The sequence below is a fragment of the Nocardia sp. NPDC056541 genome (assembly GCF_042794235.1).
Taxonomy (GTDB): Bacteria; Actinomycetota; Actinomycetes; order Mycobacteriales; family Mycobacteriaceae; genus Nocardia.
Genome location: NZ_JBHTUD010000003.1, coordinates 449,973 through 466,509, shown reverse-complemented (window position 1 = coordinate 466,509; position 16,537 = coordinate 449,973). Strand labels below are relative to the sequence as shown.

General features: G+C 67.1%; 13 protein-coding genes. 8 read left to right on the top strand and 5 right to left on the bottom strand.

What is annotated here, in order from left to right:
* Positions 1–109 precede the first annotated feature (109 nt).
* Both ACFQ9R_RS07630 and ACFQ9R_RS07625 read right to left on the bottom strand, forming a co-directional pair.
* A complete protein-coding gene (locus ACFQ9R_RS07630) occupies positions 110–868 on the bottom strand; it encodes a MerR family transcriptional regulator (RefSeq protein WP_378989487.1) in 759 nt (252 codons plus the stop codon).
* 56 nt (positions 869–924) lie between these two features.
* Complete coding sequence (locus tag ACFQ9R_RS07625) at positions 925–1,635, bottom strand: SDR family NAD(P)-dependent oxidoreductase (protein ID WP_378989486.1); 711 nt, start codon at positions 1,633–1,635, stop codon at positions 925–927.
* A gap of 103 nt (positions 1,636–1,738) precedes the next feature.
* Here ACFQ9R_RS07625 and ACFQ9R_RS07620 point away from each other — a divergent pair, with 103 nt between their 5' ends.
* Positions 1,739–2,365: a TetR/AcrR family transcriptional regulator gene (locus ACFQ9R_RS07620; RefSeq protein ID WP_378989485.1), complete on the top strand. Its 627-nt coding sequence runs from the start codon at positions 1,739–1,741 to the stop codon at positions 2,363–2,365.
* Between the two features lie 12 nt (positions 2,366–2,377).
* On the opposite strand, the gene ACFQ9R_RS07615 is transcribed toward ACFQ9R_RS07620, so the two are convergent.
* The gene (locus tag ACFQ9R_RS07615) at positions 2,378–3,394 is read right to left on the bottom strand and encodes an EamA family transporter (RefSeq protein ID WP_378989484.1); all 1,017 of its coding nucleotides are present in this window, start codon (positions 3,392–3,394) and stop codon (positions 2,378–2,380) included.
* 103 nt (positions 3,395–3,497) lie between these two features.
* Between ACFQ9R_RS07615 and ACFQ9R_RS07610 the strand changes: the two genes are divergently transcribed.
* Positions 3,498–3,998 carry a MarR family winged helix-turn-helix transcriptional regulator gene (locus tag ACFQ9R_RS07610; protein ID WP_378989483.1) on the top strand — a complete coding sequence of 167 codons (501 nt, stop codon included), beginning with the start codon at positions 3,498–3,500 and terminating at the stop codon, positions 3,996–3,998.
* A gap of 23 nt (positions 3,999–4,021) precedes the next feature.
* Here the strand turns inward: ACFQ9R_RS07610 and ACFQ9R_RS07605 are convergent, their stop codons facing one another.
* The gene (locus ACFQ9R_RS07605; protein WP_378989482.1) at positions 4,022–5,533 is read right to left on the bottom strand and encodes a SpoIID/LytB domain-containing protein; all 1,512 of its coding nucleotides are present in this window, start codon (positions 5,531–5,533) and stop codon (positions 4,022–4,024) included.
* Positions 5,534–5,749: 216 nt separating this feature from the next.
* Between ACFQ9R_RS07605 and ACFQ9R_RS07600 the strand changes: the two genes are divergently transcribed.
* Complete coding sequence (locus tag ACFQ9R_RS07600; protein ID WP_378989481.1) at positions 5,750–8,203, top strand: N-acetylmuramoyl-L-alanine amidase; 2,454 nt, start codon at positions 5,750–5,752, stop codon at positions 8,201–8,203.
* Between the two features lie 201 nt (positions 8,204–8,404).
* Here ACFQ9R_RS07600 and ACFQ9R_RS07595 read toward each other — a convergent pair whose 3' ends face one another.
* Positions 8,405–9,232: an HAD family hydrolase gene (locus tag ACFQ9R_RS07595; protein WP_378637961.1), complete on the bottom strand. Its 828-nt coding sequence runs from the start codon at positions 9,230–9,232 to the stop codon at positions 8,405–8,407.
* An 86-nt stretch (positions 9,233–9,318) separates the two neighbouring features.
* Here ACFQ9R_RS07595 and ACFQ9R_RS07590 point away from each other — a divergent pair, with 86 nt between their 5' ends.
* The 5 genes from ACFQ9R_RS07590 to ACFQ9R_RS07570 are packed head-to-tail and all read left to right on the top strand — an operon-like array spanning position 9,319 to position 16,513.
* Positions 9,319–10,296, top strand: a complete 978-nt coding sequence (locus ACFQ9R_RS07590) for an ABC transporter permease (RefSeq protein WP_378661275.1) — start codon at positions 9,319–9,321, stop codon at positions 10,294–10,296.
* Positions 10,293–11,261 carry an ABC transporter permease gene (locus tag ACFQ9R_RS07585; protein ID WP_378989479.1) on the top strand — a complete coding sequence of 323 codons (969 nt, stop codon included), beginning with the start codon at positions 10,293–10,295 and terminating at the stop codon, positions 11,259–11,261. Before ACFQ9R_RS07590 ends, ACFQ9R_RS07585 begins: the two co-directional genes overlap by 4 nt.
* Complete coding sequence (locus ACFQ9R_RS07580; RefSeq protein ID WP_378989477.1) at positions 11,258–13,102, top strand: ABC transporter ATP-binding protein; 1,845 nt, start codon at positions 11,258–11,260, stop codon at positions 13,100–13,102. Before ACFQ9R_RS07585 ends, ACFQ9R_RS07580 begins: the two co-directional genes overlap by 4 nt.
* Before the next feature lie 31 nt (positions 13,103–13,133).
* Complete coding sequence (locus ACFQ9R_RS07575; RefSeq protein ID WP_378989476.1) at positions 13,134–14,828, top strand: ABC transporter family substrate-binding protein; 1,695 nt, start codon at positions 13,134–13,136, stop codon at positions 14,826–14,828.
* Positions 14,825–16,513 (top strand): ABC transporter family substrate-binding protein, encoded by a 1,689-nt coding sequence (locus tag ACFQ9R_RS07570; protein ID WP_378989475.1) that lies wholly within the window; start codon positions 14,825–14,827, stop codon positions 16,511–16,513. Before ACFQ9R_RS07575 ends, ACFQ9R_RS07570 begins: the two co-directional genes overlap by 4 nt.
* The last annotated feature ends 24 nt before the right edge of the window (positions 16,514–16,537 follow it).

Here is a 16,537-nt window from a genome sequence, read left to right as displayed (position 1 = left end):
CTGCCCCCGCTATTTCTCGACGTCGCCGTCAGTTATACGGCGCGACGCCCGATCGAGCACGGTGTGGGCGATTGTCACCTCACTACCCGATCGTGCGCCCGTCAACCGCTCAGGCGGGATGAGCTGCGACGTAAGCCCGGAAGGCTTCGAGGATGTACTCGGCCACGCCCTGGCCGTGCACGTCGTAGTTGCCCCGGAAGCGAGGGTCGGCGACGTACATTTCGCCGAGGCCGAGCAGGTATTCGTTCGATACCGCCTTGCCCTGTGTGCCGACGCCGAGCCAGGCGCGATGCCGGGTGACGATCGCCTGGACGACGTCGCCTTCCACGGGAAGTCCTGCGGTGAAGGCCTTTCCGAAGTCGGTGGCGATGTCGAGCTGGGTCTGCTGGAAGCCCTTCTTCTCGGCCTCGGTCAGCGAACGCCACCAGCGATCGCCGCTCTCGTAGGCCTCCTTACCCCAGCGCTCGGTGACTTCGTCCTTGTACTGCGTGTGGTCGAAACCATCGAAAACCTCTGCGGCCATGAGTGGTTCACCTCTTTCCGTCTTGTGCAGAGTGGTCGACACCGATTCGATCTGTCGCGCCACCCGATCCTGCTGCTGCCGAAGCAGTGCCAGATGGGTGCGCAGCGCACCGGCGGTGTCCTGTTCCCCGGCGAGGACCTCGGCGATCACGGGAAGGCCGAGGCCGAGTTCGCGCAGCAGCAGAATTCGCTGCAGCCGAACAAGAGAGGTCTGGTCGTAGTAGCGATAGCCGTTGGCCCCGATCCGGCTCGGCTCCAACAGCCCGAGCTGCCCGTAGTGGCGCAACGTACGACTGGTGGTTCCCGCGGCCTTCGCGAGGTCCTGAATGGACCATTCACCCACCATGACCTGCTCCCTTTCTCGTCGGTCCCTCCACTCTGCAAGTTGACGCTACGTCAAGGTCAAGACGCGAAGCCGACTTCGACCTCCACCGTGTCGCGCTCGGTGTACATGCGCCACAACCGCGCTCCCAGCTCGGCATTATCGATCCGCGGCAGCACCAGTCCGGGGGGCACGAGGTCGGGATTCGCGTCGATGACCGCCTGGACCGCGCTGTTCTCGATGAGCGAGCCGATGGCGAACAGCCCGACATAGACGCCGGTGCCGTCCACTTCGCGTGCCAGCTGCCGCACGTAGGCGCGCTGGGCCCCCAGCGCGACCCCGACATTGGCCAGGTAGGGCTGCAAATGCTCCTCGGAGGCGCCGGAGGTGAACAGCAGCGTGCCACTGCCGCGGGCGAGCATCGCGGGCAGCAGGGCGCGGGTGAGCAGGATCGGCGAGTGCACCTTGAGCGCGATCGGCAGGGCGAGGGACGGCAGGTCGACGTCGATGGTCGTGGCGCTGCGCACCGACATATCGGCGGCCGCCGCATGCAGCGCGACGTCGATCGGCCCCAGCTTCTCCTCGACCCGGCCGATCACGTCGAGCACTTGCGCGGGATCGGTGACGTCGGCGATGAACGGTTCGGCGTCGACGCCCTCCGCCCGCAGCGCCGCGGCGCGTTCTACCGGGTCGCGTCCGATCACCGCGATCCGAAAACCGTTGCGGCCGAAGTGTCGTGCTGTCCCGGCGCCGAGTCCTGGTCCGTAGCCGAAGATCGCGAGCGTACTCATCCGATACCCCTAAGTTGAGTGTTGGTTCAAGTTATGCCGAACGTAGCACTAAGTTGAACCCATGCTCAAGATATTTCGGACACCGGATTTGTAGGATCAGCGGATGCCTGAGGACAAGCCGTTGCGCAGTGACGCCGAACGCAACCGCGTCGCGCTGGTGACGGCAGCCCGCGAGATCTTCGAAGAACGCGGGCTCGACGCTCCGCTCAAGGACATCGCCGCCCACGCGGGCGTCGCGATCGGCACCCTCTACAACCGCTTCCCCACCCGCGACGCACTGATCGCCGCCGCCGTGGCCGACCGGCTGGAAGCGGGCGGCCGGGTCGCCGAACAGGCACTCGACATCACCGACCCGTGGGAGTCGTTCGTCTTCCTGGTCGAGAAGATCTGCGAACTCCAGGCGTCGGACCGCATTCTCGGCGACCTCGCGCTGCGAAATCCCCCCAGCGCCGCCGTCGAACGCGCACGCGAATACGGCCACAGCCTCATGCGCCGCATCATCGTCCGCGCCCAGCAAGCCGGCGCCCTTCGCCCGGACTGGACCCTCGAGGACATCGCCTTCATCACCTGGTCCCACATCAGCGTTCTCGCCGCCACCAGCACCGTCGCCCCTGACCTCTGGCGACGCAATCTCGCCCTCATCTTCGACGGCCTACGCGCGAAAGCCGCGCACCCCCTGCCGGTGCCGGCCCTCACCGAGGACCAGTTGATGCAGGCGATGCGCGGCTGACCTGATCAGCGTTCAGACCCGAACCGGCGCTGGAATCAGCTTCGGTGCAACAGAATTCACGGCCGACTCGGCATCACCGCGCCGCCCGGCCGGATCCGGCACCGCATCCGCAGGCGAATACTGTTCTCCCGCAACATCTCCAACGGGGACGCCGACAGACTTGGACGGCATCTGCCCGAAGACGGTAGCCGCGAGCGCGACGCCGAGACCGACGATCTGCAGCGCGGTCAGCGCCTGACCCAGCGCGATCCAGCCGATCACCGCGGCCGACACCGGACTGAGCAGACCGAGGAAGGACACCGAAGTCGCAGGCACCCGCGAGATTCCGCGGACCCACAGCCAGTAGGCCAGCGCGGTGCCGATGATGCCGAGGTACAGGTAGCCGCCGACGGCCTCTCTGTCGAGCGCGGGCGGCGCGCCTTCGATCAGCAGGGCGAGCGGCACGATGAACAGCCCGCCCGCGGTGAGCTGCCACCCGGTCATCGCCAGCGGGCCGACACCGTCGGGACGCCCCCACTTCTTGGTGAGCACGGTTCCCGCGCCCATCGAGGCCGCACCGGCGAGACCGGCGACCACACCGAGGAAATCGAGCTCAGCGCTGCCGCGGAGCACGACCAGCGAGACACCGAACACCCCGACGACACCCGCGATCACCTTGCGCCGCGTCGGCGCTTCGGCCAGCAGCACCGCCGCGAATCCGAGCGCGAACATCGGCGCCACCGCGCCGAGCACCCCGGCGACACCACCCGGCAGCCGGTACGCGGCCAGGAAGAGCAGCGGGAAGAACGCGCCGATATTGAGCACGCCGAGCACCGCGGCCCGACCCAGCCACTTGCCGTGCGGCAGCACCCTGGTGAGCGCGAGCAAGATCAATCCGGCGGGGAGCGCGCGCATGAGCGCCGTGAACAGCGGCCGGTCCGGGGGCAGGAATTCCGTGGTCACCGCGTAGGTGGAGCCCCACACGATCGGGGTGAGAGCCGTGAGCGCGAGGGTGCCCACGTAGCCGGTGGGGCGGGTTGCGGTCGTCATGTTCACTCCTGATTGATAATCTCAACGTTGAAATATCTACCCGCCTAGGTATCTCTGCGTCAAGTAGATGAACATTAAGAGTTTCAACCGAGAGGAAAAACAGATGCGCGACGCGGTCGACCTGATCACCGAGCACTGGAACATCGAACGCCCGGATGTCGACGTGTCACCGATGGCGATCGTCGGCCGGATCACCCGGCTCTCGCGCGTCCTCGAACAGGATCTGAAACGCTTCTTCGCAGGTCATGGCCTGGAATTCTGGGAGTTCGACGTGCTGGCCACGCTGCGCCGCTCCGGCGGCGAGACCGGCCTCACCGCCGGAGCGCTCAACCGCGCCGCCATGGTCACCTCGGGGGCCATCACCAACCGCATCGACCGCCTGGCCGCGAAGAACCTGGTCCGGCGCGTCCCCTCCCCCGACGATCGGCGCTCGGTCTTCGTGCAGCTCACCGCAGAGGGCCGCGAGCTCGTCGACCGGCTGCTGCCGCTGCATGTGGCCAACGAGCAGCGCCTGCTCTCCGCCCTCGGCGCCACGGACCGTGAGCAGCTCGCCGACCTGTTGCGCACCCTGGCCGTCGCACTGGACGACACAACGCTCGATTGACCCGACCCGTACGGTCGGTCCGTCTACTCCCCGTCGTGCACGCCGGCTGGGCCGTGCGGAACCCCATTGTGCGCGCCGGGTACGGCGGCCGGGCCGTTCAGTGCCCCATCGTGTGCGCCGGGCGCAGCGGGATTCACCGGACCGTGTACCGGCTCGCCACTGACCTCGGCCTCCGTAGGGAACTGCACTCCCTGGGGGTTGCCCGGTGCAACAGCTTGGGGGACATTGCCTTCCGGCATCTTCAGGGTGGGCCGGCCCGAGGCCGTCGCGGGCAACTGGTCACCCGCGTCCGGAACGAGCTGGAGCAGCGTGGAGAAGTCGACGACCTGTGCGCCGAGCGTCTTCGTCGCGACGATCACACCGTTCGTGTACAGCCGATACGTGCCTGCCCGTTGCGGCAGCAGCATTTCCGGACCGATCGGCTCGCCCACCGAACTGCCCGCACCGCCGATCCGCCGGTACTCGGTGTCGATCACCGACTCACCCGCCAGTGCCTCGATGGTCAGATCCGGCTGTGCGGGTGTCGCGGGAACCACGGGGGCGGGAGCGGGCGCGGATTCGACGAGTTCGCTGGGTGCCGGTCCGACCTCGAAGGTCTGGATGTCGGCGGGCCTGCCGCCATCCGGCGCCGCCGAGTATTCCGAGCGCAGGATCTGCCCGTCACGCAGCAATACCGTGCCCGTGGTGGCGGCGACGGCTTCGGTACTGCGCGAATCCTCCTTCACCGTACCGGGATACGCCTGGCAGTCGGTGGTGTCGCAGGTCTGCGCGTAGGCGTAGCGACTCTCGGCGAGCGCGTAGGAGCGGGCCGCGATCGCCTGTGCGCGTAAGGCTTCGAAGGCGCCCTGGTCTGCCCAGTTGGCCTGCATTTCCGCGGGTAGTACGCCGGCTAGATAGTCGTCGAGGTCCACCTGGTTGACGGTGCGGAAGGACTCGCCCTCGAGCGCCACCCCGAGCGCGCCGCGGTAGGCGGTGCCGCCGCAGAGGGTCAGATGTTCGTCGGCGGGTCTGCCCGCACCGGCGCCGACCGGGTAGACGAACGGATCGTCGGTCGCGGCCTGCCACAGAACTTCGCCGTCGCAGCCCGCGGTCACCACCACGCTCGCCCCGCCGTCGGGCAGCGGGGTGAGATGGGCCGCGTCGCCGGGTCCGATCGTGCGACCGGCGACCTGTGCACCGGCGGCGGCGAAGGTGTCGAGGGTGGCGTCGTCCTGTGCCTGGAGCCGGACACCGATCGTTGTGGGGCCGATTTGCCCGAGATCAGCCCCGGGGTAGTAGTGCCCGAGAATCTCCTCGGCCGTCCAGCCCGCCCGCGCGTTGTCGAAAGCCCCGACCTGACTCATGCCGCGACCGTGTCCGGCGCCGGCGGTAGGCGTGATCTGCCCCGGGGCGATCTGCCACAGCCCGATCGCCCCGGCCATCGCCAGCACAGTTCCGCTGACCAGCACCGGCAGCGGCACGGTCCGGATCATCGGCACAGCCCTGCGACGGGTGCCACGGCCGGTACTGCGGGTGATCTTGGTGTCCGCTCTCATACTGCGCTCCCACGGTTTCGCGGTTCGACCGGCGGAGCTCGCGTCGGCATGTCGTCGTCGCCTAGCGGGATCCGAGGGCTACATTCGAGCAATCACATAAGTCTCGAGTTGAGGTTGAGATGTGTGACGTATGTTAACTAGTGTGATGCGTGAGGTTAGAGGAAGCAAGCATCACATGCGCGGAAAAACACGAGCTCGACCCGATAGGAGTCGCACGTGCGATACCGAAAGCCGAAACGTTCCTACGTGCTCCCGGTGGTCACGACCCTTGTTGTCGCCGCACCGATCGGCGCGTTCGCCCTCAGCGACTCGACCGACTACCGCAGCGCGAACGATTCCCAGGTCGCGGCCGTGCCGACGCAGCTGGCCGAGGTCGCGCTGACCACGGCTCCTGACATCACGGTCCCGCTGCGTGACCTGACCGGCCTCGATCTGCCCGACCTGCACCTCTCGGACCTGCGCATGTTGCAGCTGCCGAGCTCGATCCCGATCCCCCCGGGATTGCCGGTGCCCCCGGGCGTGGCGCTGCCCACCGAGATCCAGCTGCCGCAGCTGCCGACGAAGCCGCAGCCCACCCCGACGCAGCAGGCCACGCCGGGCGCGGCGGCACCCGGGGCCGCAACGCCCGCGCGCCCACCGGTCCCGAGCACATCGGTCCCGACCGCGCCGCCGGCGCCACCGGCCGCGACACCGCAAGCCCAACCGCCCGCTCCGGGCGCGCCCGCTCCGGCACCAGGGGGCGCGGCCACCCAGGCCCCAGCGGCTCCTGCCGCGCCAGCCCAAGCACAGGCTGCCCCAGCCGCGCCAGTTCCAGCGCAACCAGCTCCGGGCGCACCCGAAGCTCCCGCCGGGGCCACGCCGACGTCGGCCGCACCGGCGCCCGCCGCCCAGCCTCCGGCCGCGCCCGCGACCGGTGCCCCCGTCTCCCAAAGCCGTTCCGGTGGAGCAAAATTCATCGCCGACCCGGAAAACCTCGAACCCGGCACGACCCCCGACACTCCCGCCCTCTCGCCGGGCGCGGTCGGCGCGGACGTCATCGATCAGGTGGGCGCGCAGGTCAAGGAACTCACCCAGGACACCCCGTTCAGCATGGTCGCCGTCACCGCCCGCGACATGGCGAACACCACCACCAAGCTGCGAGCTCGCCAGCTCGACGGCAACTGGGGCCCCTGGTACAACGCCGATCCGGTCGATACCAGGGCCACCGATCAGACCCCGGCCGACGCACCGACCGGCACCGAACCGATCTACGTCGGCGAGACCACCGCGGTGCAGATGCTGGTCACCCGCAAGCCCACCGCGGGCCCGGACCACGACCCGGCCCACCTCACCGAGGCCGCGCTCAAGGCCGTCCTGATCAATCCGGGGCGGGCCGCGATCGATGCCGCGCTCAACGACGTCGCCGCGGCGCTGCCCGGTGGCGGACCGAAGGTCATCACCCGCGCGCAGTGGGGTGCCGACGAGTCGATCCGCTGCGAGGAACCCACCTACGACGACGGCGTCGGCGGCATCACCGTGCACCACACGGCCGGTCGCAACGACTACAGCCGCTCCGAATCCGCGGGCATCGTCCGCGCGATCTACGCCTATCACGCCGAGACGCTCGGCTGGTGCGACGTCGGCTACAACGCCTTGGTCGACCAGTACGGCCAGATCTTCGAGGGCCGCTACGGCGGCCTCGACCGCGCGGTCCAGGGCGCGCACGCGGGCGGTTTCAACGAGAACACCGCGGGTGTGGCGCTGATGGGCAACTACGAGAACGAGGAGCCGAGCAACGAGGCGATCAACGCGATCGGCAAGTTCATCGGCTGGCGGGCCAAGCTCGCCGGGATCGATCCCAAGGGCACGACCACGATGTACTCCGAGGGCACCGAGTTCACGCCCTACGCCCAGGACGAAGCGGTCGATCTGCCGGTGGTGTTCGCGCACCGCGATGTCGGCAACACCGACTGCCCCGGTGACGCCGCCTACGCGCTGATGGATCGCATCCGCGGAATCGCGGCGGGCAATTCCGGCACCTACACCTCGCCCCCGACGGTGAACCGCCCGCCGAGCCAGCAAGCCCGTGCACCGCAGGGCAATATGGCCGAACTGGGCGCGATGGTGGACAAGTTCCTCGGCCTGTCCGTCGACAACGCGATCGCCAAGCACTGGGTGGCCAAGGGCGGGGTCGACGGTCCGCTCGGCGCACCGCAATCGGACCTGATCTCGGGCGCGCAGGGCCGTCAGTACGCGAAGTTCGCCCACGGTTTCGTCTATTCGGGCGAGGGCGGTCAGGTATTCGAGGTGGTCGGCGCGATTCTCGACAAGTATCTGAGCCTGGGCGCCGATTCGGGCGTCCTCGGCCTGCCGACCGCGAGTTCCTACCTCGTCCCGAACGGTCTACGCACCGACTTCCAGCACGGTTCGCTGGTGCTCAACGAGCTCACGGGCATCGTCACGACGTTCTGGAAGACCTACGACGAGACCTACAAGCAGGAAATGAACGGTCCGCCGAAGCCGGGTCAGGCGCCTACCGCCCCGACGCTCGGACTGGCGGTGCCGGCCCCGGCTCCGGCCGACCCGCAAATCCCCGCCGAACCGCAGACCCCACCTGCGTCCGCTGAACAGATCCCCCTCGAGCAGGTTCCGGCAGACCCGCCGGCTCCCGAACCCGCCCCGATCGGCTAACCCCCGGTCACGGCGAAGAACGGCCGGTGCACCCTCCGAGCGAGGGGCACCGGCCGTTTATTTGGAGCGCTGGCGCGCTCGAGCGGGGCCCTTCGGGCCCCTGATCTTCCCTCCCTCCGGGTACTCCTTCGTCGCACCCTCCGGTCAGTCCAGATCAGGGCGGGCCCCTTCGGGTAGAGACATACGGGGTGCGGCTCTCGGCTAGCGCCACCAGCGTTCGAGGACCATCGCCACACCGTGGTCGATATTGCTGCCGGTCACCTCGTCGGCCGCGGCCCGGGCCTCGGGATGGGCATTGCCCATCGCGACGCCGTGCCCGGCCATCGCCAGCATCGGGACATCGTTGGGCATGTCGCCGAAGGCGACGATCGACGAGTGTTCGGCGCCGATCCGGCGCGCGACCTCGGCCAGCCCGGACGCCTTCGTCACCTGCGGCACCGCCAGCTCGATCAGCCCGCTCTCGGTGGAGTAGGTGATCTCGGCGCGGTCGCCGATCAGCGGGGCCAGCGCCGCGCGCATGTCGGAGCTGCGGGCCGAACTGAGCCGGATGAGCATTTTGATCGCGGGTGAGTCGATCACCTCGGCGTGTGAGACGACGGTGTCGTCGGGGTTGAGCCAGGCGTGTTCGTATGTCGGTGAGCTGACGAACTGCGGGGTCACGGCGTCGTGCGCGCTGGCCCCGACCCGCTCGGTGGCCAGGCCGCAACCCGGCAGCGCGTGCTCGGCGATGTCGGCCAGCCAGCTCAGGGTCTCGACGTCGAGGGTGTGGCTCGACAGCACCCGATCGGTGGCGCTGTCGTAGATGACCGCGCCGTTTCCGCAGATGGCGAGCGGTGCGTACCCGAGCTCACTGACGACCGGGTCGATCCAGCGCGGCGGGCGGCCGGTGGCGAGCACGAAGGTGGCGCCGTCGGCGACGAGGGCCCCGACGGCCGCCTTGGTGCGCGCCGAGATCTTGTCGGAATCGTCGATCAGGGTGCCGTCGACGTCGCTGGCCACCAGCAGCGGTTTCGGGTGCAGGTGCGTCATCCCATCTATCCTGCCGCACGTCGCCACGCGGGGACGCCGGACTGTCCCTATGATCAGGGCCTGATTACCCGATCCAGAGGGGACTGATGACCGGCTTCTTGTTGCGGCGCACACTCAACTACGTTGTGCTCCTTCTGCTGGCATCATTTCTGACGTTCAGCCTCGCATCACTCACGTTCAACCCGCTCGAGAGCCTCGAGCAGCGCAACCCACGCCCGCCGCAGTCGGTGATCGACGCGAAGGCCGACCAGCTGCATCTCGACGAGCCGATCCCCCAGCGCTATCTCACCTGGCTCGGCGGCGTCGTGCAAGGGGATTTCGGGACCACCCTGGCCGGGCAGCCGGTGAGCGAGGAACTGGGCAGGCGGGTGGCGGTGAGTCTGCGGCTGCTGATTCTCGGTTCCGTCATCGGCACCGTGCTCGGTGTGCTGATCGGTGCGGCGGGGGCGATCCGGCAGTACAAGTTCAGCGACTATTTCTCGACGGTGCTGTCGCTGCTGATCATCTCGACACCGATCTTCTTGCTGGCGACACTGCTGAAATACGGTGCGCTGCAGATCAATACGATGACCGGTTCACAGATCTTCCTCTACACCGGCGAGACGTCGGCCACTCAGGTCAACGGTTTCTGGAACGAAATGGTCGACCGCGCACAACATCTGGTGCTGCCGACCCTGGCGCTGGCGCTCTACGGCATGGCCGGCTACAGCCGTTACCAGCGCAACGCCATGCTCGACGTACTGCAGAGCGACTTCATCCGAACAGCGAGAGCCAAAGGCCTCAGCCGTAATCGCGCCCTGTACAAGCACGGCCTGCGCACCGCGCTGATTCCGATGGCCACCCTGTTCGCCTACAGCCTCGGCGGCCTGATCACCGGCGCCACCTTCGTCGAGAAGATCTTCGGCTGGCACGGTGTCGGCGAATGGCTGGTCGATTCGATCAACGCCCAGGACCTGTACGTCGTGGTGACGGTGACGGCGTTCGCCGGCCTGGTGGTGCTGGTGTCGGGCCTGCTCTCCGATGTCGTCCTTGCCCTGCTCGACCCGAGGGTGCGTGTCTCATGACCGAAACCGAACTCATCGCCGTCGGCGCACCCGAGGTCGCCGCCGCCGGGCGTCGCAAACTGGTGTGGCGCCGTTTCCTGCGCAACAAGCCCGCCGTGGTCGGCGCGGTGGTCCTGGTGGTGCTGCTGGTCGCCAGTTTCGCGCTGCCGCCACTGCTGCCGTGGGACTACCAGCAGATGGACTACAAGGCGCTGCTGAAACCGCCGAGCCTCGAGCACCCGTTCGGCACCACGCAGATCGGTCAGGACGTGCTCGCCCAGACCATGCGCGGCCTGCAGAAGTCACTGATCATCGGTTTCTGTGTGGCGATCTGTTCCAGCGTCATCGCCGCGACAGCGGGTGCGGTGGCCGGGCTGCTCGGCGGTTGGACCGACCGCGCGATCATGTGGTTCGTCGATCTGCTGCTGGTGGTCCCCAGTTTCATCATCATCGCGCTGTTCGCGCCGCGCACCAAGGGATCCGGATCGATCGCGATCCTGATCGTGCTGCTGAGCGTCTTCGGCTGGATGATCGCCGCCCGCATCGTCCGCGGCCTCACCTTGAGTCTGCGTGACCGCGAATTCGTCCGCGCCGCGCGGTATATGGGCGCACCGACTCGCACGGTGATCCTCAGTCACATCATCCCGAACATCGCCTCGATCCTGATCATCGACACCACACTGGCCGTCGGCGCGGCGATCGGCGCCGAAACCGGTTTGAGCTTCCTGGGTTTCGGTGTGCAGCCGCCGGACGTCTCGCTGGGTTCACTCATCGCGGCGGGCACCAAATCGGCGCTCACCTATCCGTGGCTGTTCCTGTTCGCCGGTGGCCTGCTGATCACGATCGTGTTGTCCGCCAACCTGGTCGGCGACGGCCTGCGTGACGCGTTCGACCCCGGTGCCCGCGGTGCGCGCAAGTCGCGCAAGGAGGTCGCCGAGCACAAGGACCAGGCGCAGGTGGAGTTGAAGAAAGCCGAGAAGCGATGACCGCGTCGACCGCACCCCTGCTCGAGGTCACCGACCTGCGGGTCTCGTTCCCCGGCGAGGAAGGCCGCGTCGAGGCGGTGCGCGGGGTGAACTACACCGTCGCCGACGGCGAGGTGCTCGCCATCGTCGGCGAGTCCGGTTCGGGCAAGTCGGTATCCTCGCTCGCGGTGATCGGCCTGCTGCCCGACCAGGCACGGGTGCAGGGATCGGTGCGCCTGCGCGGCCGCGAACTGCTGGGCCTTGGCGACAAGCAGATGTCGAAGCTGCGCGGTTCCTCGATCAGCATGGTCTTCCAGGATCCGCTCTCCGCGCTGACACCGGTGTATCGGATCGGTGATCAGATCGCGGAAGCCCTGCTCGCACACGGCGAGATGAGCCGCAAGGAGGCAGGCGAGCGGGCCATCGAGCTGCTCGAACTCGTCGGCATCACCGATGCCAGGGCCCGTTCCCGGGCGTTCCCGCACGAGTTCTCCGGCGGTATGCGACAGCGCGTGGTGATCGCCATGGCCATCGCCAACGATCCCGCGCTGATCATCTGCGACGAACCGACCACCGCGCTCGACGTGACGGTGCAGGCCCAGATCCTCGCGCTGCTGCGCAAGGCGCGCGATATCACCGGCGCGGGCGTCATCATGATCACCCACGACATGGGCATCGCGGCCACCGTCGCCGACCGGGTCGCGGTGATGTACGCGGGCAAGGTCGTCGAAACCGCACCGGTCGCAGAACTTTTCGCGGCGCCGCGCATGCCGTACACCGTCGGCCTGCTCGGCTCCATCCCGCGCATGGACGGCCCGCCGCGCACCCCGCTGATCCCGATCCTCGGCGCCCCGCCCGCCATGCACGCCCTGCCGCCCGGTTGCTCGTTCGCGCCACGGTGCCCGGTCTCGATCGGCGACTGCACCGCCGCCGAACCTCCGCTGGAGAAGGTGAGCCCCGGTCACTCGGTCGCCTGCATCCGCACCGCCGAGGTCGGCACCCACCAGCTCTTCGAGGCCTACCGCAAGGAGATCCCGGCCCCGGCGCACCCCGACCGCACCGACGACGACGTGGTCCTGCGCGTCACCGACCTGGTGAAAACCTTCCCCCTCACCTCCGGGGTGCTGCTGCGCCGCCGCACCGGCGAGGTCCGCGCGGTCGACGGCATCAGCTTCTCCGTGCGCGCGGGCCGCACCCTGGCGCTGGTCGGCGAATCCGGTTCGGGCAAGTCGACCACCCTGTCGCAGATCATGGACCTGGTGCCCCCGCAGTCGGGCAGCATCGAGGTGCTCGGCAACGACGTCGCCACCCTCACCAAGGCGCGCACCCGCGAGATCCGCCGGAGGATGCAGATCGTCTTCCAGGACCCCAGCTCGTCGCTGGACCCGCGCCTGCCGATCTTCGACGTCCTGGCCGAGCCGCTGCGCATCGACGGCCGGTCGCGCGACGAGGTCAACCGGCGGGTGCCGGAGTTGCTGCGGCAGGTCGGGTTGCGTCCCGAGCACGCCGATCGCTACCCCTCGGACTTCTCCGGCGGCCAGAAGCAGCGCATCAGCATCGCCCGCGCGCTGGCCCTCGACACCCAGCTGCTGGTCCTCGACGAGCCCGTCTCGTCGCTGGACGTGTCGATCCAGGCCGGCGTCCTCAACCTGCTGCGCGACCTCCAGGCCGAGCACGGACTGTCCTACCTGTTCGTCTCCCACGACCTGTCGGTGGTGCGCAACCTCGCCCACGACATCGCGGTGATGCTGCAGGGCAAGATCGTCGAATCCGGTCCGGCCGAGCAGATCTTCGCCGATCCGCAGCACGAATACACGCGCTCGCTCATCGCGGCCGTACCGGAACCCGTCGTCAGCGGCTGAGAACGTCGGTCCAGCCGAAAGAGGAGGCGCCATGAGAACCCGTCGAATGCAAGCAGGCCGCAGGGCCCGATTGCGATGTGCTGCCGTGGTGGTGGCGGCCGGGATGATCGTGGCGGGTTGTGGGAGTGGCAACGAGTCCGCGACCGGGCTGAGCGATGCGATCGGATCCACCAGCGACATCAATCCCAAGGGTGTCGATGAATTGCGCGAGGGCGGCAACCTGCGCTTGGCGACCACCTCGTACCCGGCGAATTGGAACACGCTGTCCAACGACGGAAACGAAGCCGAGATCGCCGAGATCGTGCGCCCGATGATGCCGCGCTCTTTCGAGATCGATGCGGCGGGCCAGCTCAGTGTCGACACCGACTATTTCACCGATGTGGCGCTGACCAGCACCGACCCGATGCAAGTGACGTACTCGATCAACCCGAGTGCGGTGTGGTCGGACGGTTCGCCCATCACCTGGGAAGATATCGCCGCCCAGGCGAACGCGCTCAGCGGCCGGGACAAGCGCTACCTGATCGCGATCACCAACGGCTTCGAATTCGTCGAGAAGGTGGAGCGGGGCACCGATGACCGCCAGGCGGTCCTCACCTTCAGCACGCCCTTCGCCGACTGGCGGGGCCAGTTCGCGGGTAACAGCACTCTGTACCCCAAGTCGGTGACCAGCACGCCGGAAGCCTTCAACACCAGCCTCGTCGATGCGATCAGTCTCACGGCTGGTCCGTTCGCCGTCACGAACACCGACCGATCGCAAGGCCGAATCGTCTTGGGCCGCAACCCGAAATGGTGGGGCGACAAGCCGGTCCTCGACACCATCACCTACAGCGTGCTCGACCGCACCTCGTGGGTACAGGCTTTGCAGAACAACGAGCTCGACCTCGCCCAGCTCGCCACCATCGACGACGTGAAGACAGTCGGCGGCACGGAGAACCTGGTCATCCGCCGGGCTCCCGGTAATCGCTGGCGCCACATCACCTTCAACGGCGCGCCCGGTTCGATTCTCGCCGATCCAGCTGTCCGCGTGGCGATCTCGAAGGCGATCGACCGGCAGGGCATCGTTTCGGCCATCCAGAACGGACTCGTCGAAAACCCCCGGCCGCTGAACAACCACGTTTTCCTCCAGGGCCAAAAGGGCTACCAGGACAACAGCCTCGGCTACGACCCGGACGCAGCGTCCCGCGAACTCGATGCCCTCGGCTGGGTCCGCACCGGCGACAGCCGCACCAAAGACGGTCGCAAGCTCGTTATCCGCGACGTCATGTACAACGATCCGACCTGGGTCCAGATCGCGCAGATCATCCAGCAGAACCTGGCCACCATCGGCGTCGAACTCACCATCGATACCAAGCCCGCCACAGGCTATTTCACCGACGTCATCCAGCCCGGCGATTTCGATGCCGCGCAGTTCATCTTCCAGGGCGACCCTTTCCCCCTCGCCAGCCTGCGCCAGATCTACTACTACGACCCGAACGACCTGCAAGGCAACTTCGGTCGCATCGGGTCCCCTGAACTCAACGCGCTCATCGAACGCACACTCACCGAACTGGATCCGCAAAAGTCCATCGCCCTCGCGAACCAGGTCGACCGCCAGGTATTCGAAGAAGGCCACTCCCTCCCCCTGATGCAGTCCGACGGCAGCTTCGGCGCCCGCACCACCCTCGCCAACATCGGCTCCCCCGGGTTGGCAACGTACGACTACACGAAGATCGGATTCACGAAATGACCACAGCTACGTACGCCAGGCGGCTCCGCCAGGCAGGTTTCCGCATCGCGGTGCCCGTTTTCGCTATGACGTTGGCGATTGGTGGTTGTGCGTCCGATGACAGTTCGCAGATCGGCGCAGATTCCATCGGTGCCGTGAACGACATCAATCCCAAGGATGTCAGTGAAGTCCAGGACGGTGGCAACTTCCGCCTGGCGCTGACTGCTTTCCCTGAAACCTTCAATTCGGACCATGTGGACGCGAGTGCCGATGTCTCGGCAGTCATCGGATGGACGCTGCCGGGCACGGTCACGTCGAACGCGGCGGGTGAGCTGTCGGTCGACCACGATTACTTCACCGATATCCAACTCACCGGCACCGCGCCGCAACAGGTGACCTACACCATCAATCCGAAGGCAGTATGGTCTGACGGCACTCCCATCACCTGGGAGGACATGCGCTCCCAGGCGCAGGCACTGAGCGGCAAGGACGTCGCGTTCCAGGTCCGCGGCACCGACGGATTCGACCGGGTGGAGAAGGTCGAGCGCGGCGTCGACGATCGCCAGGCCGTGGTCACCTTCGCCAAGCATTACGCCGAGTGGAAAGGCATGTTCAACCCGCTCTATCCGAAGGCATCCACCGAATCACCTGCCACGTTCGAAAACTGGGCACGCAATAGTCTGCCTGTATCCGCAGGTCCGTTTATGGTGGGCGCGATCGACCGCGCCCAACAGCGCATCACGCTGAATCGCAACCCCAAGTGGTGGGGCAATACGCCCAAGCTCGATACGATCACCTTCGCCGTGCTCGACTACTCCGCGCGCATGGCAGCCCTGCAGAACAACGAACTCGACGCGGCTTCCATTTCCGGCATCGAGGAAGTGAAGACTGCGGCCGGTTCGCCGGGGCTGGTTGTGCGGCGCGCGCCATCGACGACCTACTCGCACTTCACCTTCAATGGCGCCCCGGGTGCGATTCTCGAGGATCCGCAATTGCGGGTCGCGATCTCGAAGGCGATCGACCGACAGACGATCGCGAACGCACGCCAGAACGGCTTGGTAGAGAAGCCGGAGCCGCTGAACAACCACATCTTCATGAAGGGCCAGAAAGGGTACCAGGACAACTCCGCCCCATTGTCCTACGACCCTGCTGCAGCCGCCAAGATGCTGGACGACCTGGGCTGGAAGCTCAACGGTGAGGTCAGGGAGAAGAACGGGCGAAAGCTCGAGCTGACCGACGTCATGTACCAGCAGGACGCCTGGGTGCAGATCGCCACGATCGCTCAGCAGAATCTGGCCGCAGTGGGTGTGAAGCTGAATATCCGCACCGTGCCAGGTAACGGCCTGTTCAAAGATGTCGTCGACCCGGGCAACTTCGATATCGTCCAGTTCAGCTGGTCCGGTGGCATTCTGCCGCTCGGCGTATTGCCGCAGATCTACGCCTACGATCCGAACAACCGGCTGAGCAACAAGGGCCGAATCGGAACCCCTGAACTCAATGCGCTGGTCGAAGAGACCATCGCCGAGCTCGACCCGGAAAAGGCCATCGAGCTCGCCAACAAGGCCGACCGGATGATCTTCGATATCGGGTTCTCACTCCCCATCGTGCAGTCACCCGGCGCGATTGCGGTGCGTTCTACGGTAGCCAACTACGGTGCCTTCGGTCTCGCATCGACAGATGCGACCAAGGTCGGCTTCGTCAAGTAACTCTCCGCCACGCGCGGAAAGGAA